Here is a 6549-nt window from a genome sequence, read left to right as displayed (position 1 = left end):
AATAAAGCAAAAACCTTCCAAACTAAGTTCAGAGGGTTATTTGAGTTGTGCATTTTTAGTATAGCATGAAGTTATTTTTAATTTAAAAGATTTTTATTGACAAACTATTAGCTGGTTTAGTTGCATAAGAACTATTCCAAATCGGATAATTTTTTTCCTGTTAATATTTCAAATAAAACGGCGGAATCTTGCTCATTTAATTGAGAATATTTACTTAAAGCATCTATGACGAGTTCCACTTTATCTTTATTTGGACTTATCCATAATTCATATGACAGGGCTTTTGCTTCTATTTCAGGATTTTTAAATTGAAATACAAATCTGTAATCAGCAGGATGTGCCATATCTACTTTTGCTGTTCTCCAATCAACATTATCTAATATTTGCTTAACCTCTTGAACTTGTTCATTGTTAGTAATCTCTTTGTAATTTTCATATTTATTTTCATCACCGATACGCTTTTGAACCTTTATTTTTTGTTCCTCGTTTTCTATTCCGTTCGCACAACCAGCAACTAAAAATAAGCTAAACATTAGTATTGTTATAATAAAGACCTTTGATTTTAACATAAAATCTGCCACCTCCTTTTATATAATTCAATATTCTTCTTCAAGTAACCTTCCAGTTAGTGGAAGAAGAAAATCAACACCATTCTTTAACAGAGCCTAAAATTAAATAACTTTATTCCCATTTTGCACATTCTCCGCTCACTCAAAGAAGATCTTCACGCAGCAGCCGCCCGAGTCTCCTCCGACATCAGCCTCCTGCTATCGCATCCGGCACGGTCTCCAAAGCCCCGCGCTCTAGTCGAAGAAGCATTCTTGCAAGCATACTCATCATGTAGCCATGCCGAAGATCTCTCACAGAAGTCCCTACATAGAAGCAACAGCAAGGAAGAAAACAACCTTTCTTCTAACAAAGAAAAGTTTTTTTCTTCTTTTCTTGTTTCGAAGGTTTCTTCGTAGAAGTATTCTCCGCTCACTCGAAGAAGATCTTCACGCAGCAGCCGCCCGAGTCTCCTCCGACAACGGCCTCCTGCTATCGCATCCGGCGCGGTCTCCGAAGCCCCGTGCTCTATTCGAGGAAGTATTCTTGCAAGCTTATTCAACCTGCAGCCATGCTGACGCCTATCCAAGAAGCCTCTCCCACATACCTGCATGGAGGCAACAGCAAGGAAGAAAACAACCTTTCCTCTAACGAAGAAAAGTTGTTTTCTTCTTTTCTTGTTTCGAAGGTTTCTTCGTAGAAGCCTTATCGGTTCACTCAAAGAAGTCTCTTAAGCAGTAAGTCCGCGCCGATCTCCTCCACCGCCACCCTCAGCTAAAGCTTCAGGTTGGGGCTCCAGAGCTTGTCGCTTGGCTTACTCGAAGAAGCCCTTTTACAAGCTTATTCAACGAAGCAATCACGATCCTGAATAAGCTTCTGCGCACTGGAGCTTCCGTTTCCTTTTGGTTCGGGGCCCCAGGGCTCATGTGATGCGGGGACGTGGCCGGATTGCACCTACTCGCTCGTGCCTCGCTCAAACAAGGCGCCCTCCGGCTAAGAAAGCCTATCACATGGCCCACCCAAACCAAAAGACTACGGGTCACCAGTGAATGTAGAATCAGCTAATCCCCCTCTATCAATGCTTTAAATTCCATATCAACTTCTAAAATAGTACATTTTTACCGTATTTTATGTATAAAAACAAAAAAAATGAAGGAAAGTAGGTCTTTGTGTCGAAATTTGAAAGTGAAAGACCTCTTTTTTTCTTCTTTTTTCTTCTTGCAACTTTTTATTATTTATCTTCAATTCTTTTATTTTTCACCTCAAAAGTACAAGATTCTAAATTTCTAATCAAATAAAAAAGAAAACCCCTATATGAGCTTGGCCGCTCTAGGAGTTTTCTGAAAATACTAGAAGGAATCGCATCCCCCTATATGCATATATACGGACAAATTTTATCATATATACTTGCGATTGTCCTTCTTTAGTAGGAGGATTTTTTGTCATGCAAAATTTAAATACGGTGGAAAGCTATGCGCTTGACGAAGCGAAACGGCACGTGCTGTTCCATCATCATAAAGCGTCTGGATGGATCACTTTTGCTAAGAAGGAGGGTGATGGATCTTGGAAGCAATATCACTATCAACCTGCAGAATTGGCTTCAGAGTTGCCTAATTGGCTCGGTGATAATATTTTCTTTAGTCAAAATACATTCTTTAAGCCACAACGTCGTCTTGAAAATATAAAGCAATTACGGGCTTTATACGTCGATATAGACTGTCATAACTTGAATTATGATCCCCATTGGGTGGCAGAAAAGTTGAATTTAGAAGTATTTCAGGAGGACATTCCACCTCCGAATTTTATTATATTTTCCGGTCGTGGTCTTGTTTGTATATGGCTGATTGAACCTGTGCCGTATCAAGCTTTGCCGCTGTGGAAGGCTGTTCAGAACTATTTTTATGAGCGGTTAGAATATGTTGGGGCTGATAGAAAATCAATCGATTCAACACGCGTTTTCAGGATAGCTGGCAGTGTGAATTCAAAAAATGGCGAAGAAGTATTTGTCGATTATAGACATGATTATCGGTATGGCCTGCGAGAGCTGCAGGCAGAATATTTACCAGAGTTAACTCTAGCACGACAAAATACATCGAAAAAGCCAGGGCGTAAATCAAAGGTTATTCATTTACATAACGTCCGCAGCCTTCATTATGCTAGATTATTAGATTTAGTTAAGATTGCGGAGCTGCGTGATTATGATTTAAGAGGACATCGGGAGCAAATATGCTTCTTGTACAGATATTGGTCTTGTTGCTTAACGGATGATTTAAAAGAGTCTTTAAATCAAATGCTGGAGTTTAATAGTGAATTTAAAGAGCCGCTGCCGAAGTGTGAAGTAGAAAGAGCGACAAGAAGCGCTGAGAAGGCTTGGAAGGCCAAAAGCGATGTAAAGGCTAATGAAGAGGCGATAGCTAAGGGATATCCCGGGGCGGGTTATAACTTGAAGAATGCAACGATTATTAGGTGGTTAGAGATAACATCAGAAGAACAGCAGCATTTAAAAACGATTATTGATGGAAATGAAAAGCGCAGGAGAAACCGTGAGAGAACGAAATTAGCATATCGTGAGAGGCATAATGCGGTTACCAGAGAAGTGTATTTGGAGCAACAGAAGGAAAAGACAGAGGATAAGCTATGGCAGCTTAAACAGGCTATTGAACGCCATCCTAATGCTACACGTAAGGAATTATCCGATTTATTAGGGATGCATCGTTCACATTTATACCGTCTTTTAAAGCAATTATAATGTGTCTCATGGTCCTTGTTCTTATATTATGGGCGATAGCCTGCTTGCTCAGCTTTTGAAAAGATTTAAAAGAAAAAATCTATTAAAGATTCATTACTTGCCCTTTGTTGGAGGGCACAGTCTCGGAGCGAGCAGCGGTAGGCAAGCGGAAGCGCGGCAGGGGAGAGCTATTGTTGGGCTCTTTCACTATCCGCAATATTACTTACTATCAGAAATACCAGGGATACTTACTTGAAAGAGATTTTAGGCCATAAACAGGCATTGTGTTAACTGTTTGTATATCCAGTAAAAGCAACACTTGAGCGGAGAGTTTCAACATAATATTCTTAAATGAACCTCGCTAGAATATATAAATTATGCTGTCATCCCTAAATAGATCTTATATATATTTTTTTAAATTAACATAATGCCCCCTATCAGCAGTCGCTATTCCACACAAATACCTTTATAACAAGAATTATATGTCGAGTTAAGGGGTTACATAATATTAGGTGTTGTTCTTATAGAAGTAGAGAGTATGACTAATCTATCTATTTATGAAAGTAGAGGATTTCAGTCTATTTGTTTTGAAGTGGTTGTAATTTTAGTTCATTAATTCTTTTTGAATGGATGTTATATGAATCAGTGTAAAATAAACAAAATTTGGAATAATAAAAAGGGTGGATTTTCATTAGTCATTTATTTGAAGAAAGGGTGGATTTTATGCTCGATGAGAAAACGATACAAATTGTTCAGTCGACTGCTCCTGTCTTAAAAGAACACAGTACAGCAATTGGGAAAAGATTTTATAAGCTATTATTTGAGAAAGCCCCTGATTTATACAATGTCTTTAATCAAACTAATCAAAAAAGAGGTCTTCAGCAAGAGGCTTTGGGATATTCCGTTTATGCAGCTGGAGAGCATATTACCAATCTTGATGCGATAAAGCCCGTCATTGAAAGGATTTCTCAAAAACACCGGGCCATCGGCATAAAAGCTGAGCAATATCCAGTAGTAGGAGAAACCTTGCTGCAAGCGGTAAAAGACGTTCTTGGAGATGCTGCAACAGACGAAATTATAGAAGCTTGGGGAAAAGCGTATGGCTATATTGCAGATGCTTTTATTGAGCTTGAACAGAAGCTTTACGAAGAAACAAAAAGCCAGCCAGGAGGATGGGAAGGCTATCGCAACTTTATTGTGGAGAAAAAAGTCGAAGAAAGTGATGAAGTTACTTCTTTTTATTTAAAGCCTGAAGATGGAAAAGCCATAGCCACTTATAAAGCTGGACAATATCTAACCATTAAAGCTAAAGTGCCTGGAGAAAAGTATACCCATATTCGCCATTACAGCCTTTCGGAAGCGCCAGGTAAAGATTATTATCGTATTAGCGTGAAACGAGAAGATGAACATGATAGTTCACCGGAAGGGATCGTATCTAACTATTTACATAAACAGATTCAAACGGGGAATTCCCTCCCAGTTTCTGCTCCAGCAGGAGACTTCGTACTTCAACAGGATGACTTACCTGTAGTTTTCATAAGTGGAGGCATTGGAATTACTCCTTTATTTAGCATGTTGCAAACTCTTTTAAATGAACAAACGAAACCAAAGATCACATTTATTCATTCCACCCGTAATAGTAAGACACATGCTTTTCATGAGGATGTAAAGCAATTAATTAATGAAAATAGTGATATAAAGTCATTAGTTTGTTATGACTCACCGACAGAGGAGGACAAAGCCTCCAAAAACTTTGATAAAGAAGGCTATATTGATTTAGACTTCTTAAAATCAAACGTTGCTACGAAAGAAGCGAATTTTTATCTTTGCGGTTCTCTGCCTTTTATGGATGCTATTATTAAGGCTCTACGTGAATGGGAAGTGCCAAGCGAACGGATTCATTATGAGTCATTTAGCCCTGTGGCAATTTTAGGCGAGTAACTAAAAACAGATTAAAAGCTCTAACGTGGTTGTTAGGGCTTTTAATCTGTTTTTGAGTCTATTATGCCTCATTAAACCCATCATATAATATTGAGGGGCGGAAACTCATTCCTACAAAGAAGTATTGAGCACGCCGGGACTCTCAAAGAGTACCCTTATCCGCACTAAAAGAAAAGAATGGGCTTAATGTCCACTCTTTAAAAAATGATAGCTAATAAGATAATTACCCCTAAAGCCATCAATCTCCCTTTCTCTTCTTCATTTAGCCAGTGTTCTTTCACCACGTAGGTTCCATAGCTTCCCTTTACTTTAACTAATTTAATTGAACGTGAAGGTGATTCCTCCTTGGTTTTCGATTCTGATTGACTCGGAAGGAATCGTCCTTGTTGATCCCTTAATCGGTTCGATACATCCATCTTCCTTTGTTCGATTTCTTCTTCCTCGTTTAACAACTCCAATATTTTTATTAATCGTTGTCGCTCGTTCACTGACATCATTGACGTCCCTACCTCCCTTTTCTTTTCTAATCTTAGGATTCTGCTCCATCCAGTAACAGTGCTGGGTGCCCTCCCATAGTGGGGGAGGTAGAGGGACGTCTTTCTTTCGGTGTTCAGTTAATATTTTTTGAAACTCTTTCGAATAGGCTGCTGCAAAGAGAGCTGCTCTTATAATTTGGTTTCGATCTAAATGAGTAGCATGGAAAAGACTATCTATATATTCTTTAAAAACATCGTCATAACGTACAGTAGGTCGATACATAAAATCCCCCCTTTACATTGTAAAAAATCCAACTGCTAAAATAACGACTAATACAGCTACAGCCCATTCTAAGCCTGAATCACCAATACTATCTAAATTAGATTCTTCTAGCTCTTCTTCACGTTTTCTTTTTGCCATTTGTCAACCTCCCTATATGGCGTCTCTTGACGTCCTTGATAAATGGTATTAGGTACTGCTTGTCCATTATTCCCAACTTTTTTAGATTAGATTGAATATTTTTGGGATTGATGGTCAAGAATGCTGATAACAATTATTTCGAAAGGAGAAAAACATGTGGGGCATCGGTAAACAAAGAAGTAAACTTGGAAAGTGGATGGATAAAAGAGGATTGGATCAACAGGATTTAGCTGAAGCTGCAAAGGTTAGTAAGAATACAATTTCAAAAGCTTGTAATGAAAAAGATTACATCCCTCGACAAGACGTCATGAAAAAGTTATTAAAAGCCATTCGTGAGATAGATAAAGGCGCAAAAATGAGCGATTTTTGGGATATGTAACAGTAGTAAGATATAATCTATACTCTTACTTTTAAATACAAAGTAACTAATTAGATAA

Annotated in this window: 6 protein-coding genes; 3 read left to right on the top strand and 3 right to left on the bottom strand. The window is 38.3% G+C overall.

What is annotated here, in order from left to right; translation table 11 throughout:
* Window positions 1-131: 131 nt before the first annotated feature.
* Window positions 132-569, bottom strand: coding sequence for a YhfM domain-containing protein (locus ACE199_RS20295; protein WP_375351350.1), 438 nt, complete (start codon window positions 567-569; stop codon window positions 132-134).
* Between the two features lie 1421 nt (window positions 570-1990).
* Between ACE199_RS20295 and ACE199_RS20290 the strand changes: the two genes are divergently transcribed.
* Together ACE199_RS20290 and hmpA are read left to right on the top strand one after the other, a co-directional pair.
* Complete coding sequence (locus ACE199_RS20290; protein WP_375351349.1) at window positions 1991-3295, top strand: replication protein; 1305 nt, start codon at window positions 1991-1993, stop codon at window positions 3293-3295.
* Window positions 3296-3997: 702 nt separating this feature from the next.
* Window positions 3998-5215, top strand: coding sequence for an NO-inducible flavohemoprotein (gene hmpA, locus ACE199_RS20285; protein ID WP_375351348.1), 1218 nt, complete (start codon window positions 3998-4000; stop codon window positions 5213-5215).
* Between the two features lie 318 nt (window positions 5216-5533).
* Here the strand turns inward: hmpA and ACE199_RS20280 are convergent, their stop codons facing one another.
* Window positions 5534-5974 (bottom strand): hypothetical protein, encoded by a 441-nt coding sequence (locus tag ACE199_RS20280; RefSeq protein WP_375351347.1) that lies wholly within the window; start codon window positions 5972-5974, stop codon window positions 5534-5536.
* Window positions 5975-5986: 12 nt separating this feature from the next.
* Complete coding sequence (locus ACE199_RS20275; protein WP_375351346.1) at window positions 5987-6112, bottom strand: hypothetical protein; 126 nt, start codon at window positions 6110-6112, stop codon at window positions 5987-5989.
* A gap of 154 nt (window positions 6113-6266) precedes the next feature.
* On the opposite strand from ACE199_RS20275, the gene ACE199_RS20270 reads away from it, so the two are divergent.
* Complete coding sequence (locus ACE199_RS20270) at window positions 6267-6491, top strand: helix-turn-helix domain-containing protein (protein ID WP_252283708.1); 225 nt, start codon at window positions 6267-6269, stop codon at window positions 6489-6491.
* Window positions 6492-6549 lie beyond the last annotated feature (58 nt).

Origin of the sequence: Peribacillus sp. Hz7 (assembly GCF_042136355.1) — a bacterium.
GTDB classification, from domain to species: Bacteria; Bacillota; Bacilli; order Bacillales; family DSM-1321; genus Peribacillus; species Peribacillus asahii_A.
This window is presented reverse-complemented; position numbering and strand designations above follow the sequence as displayed.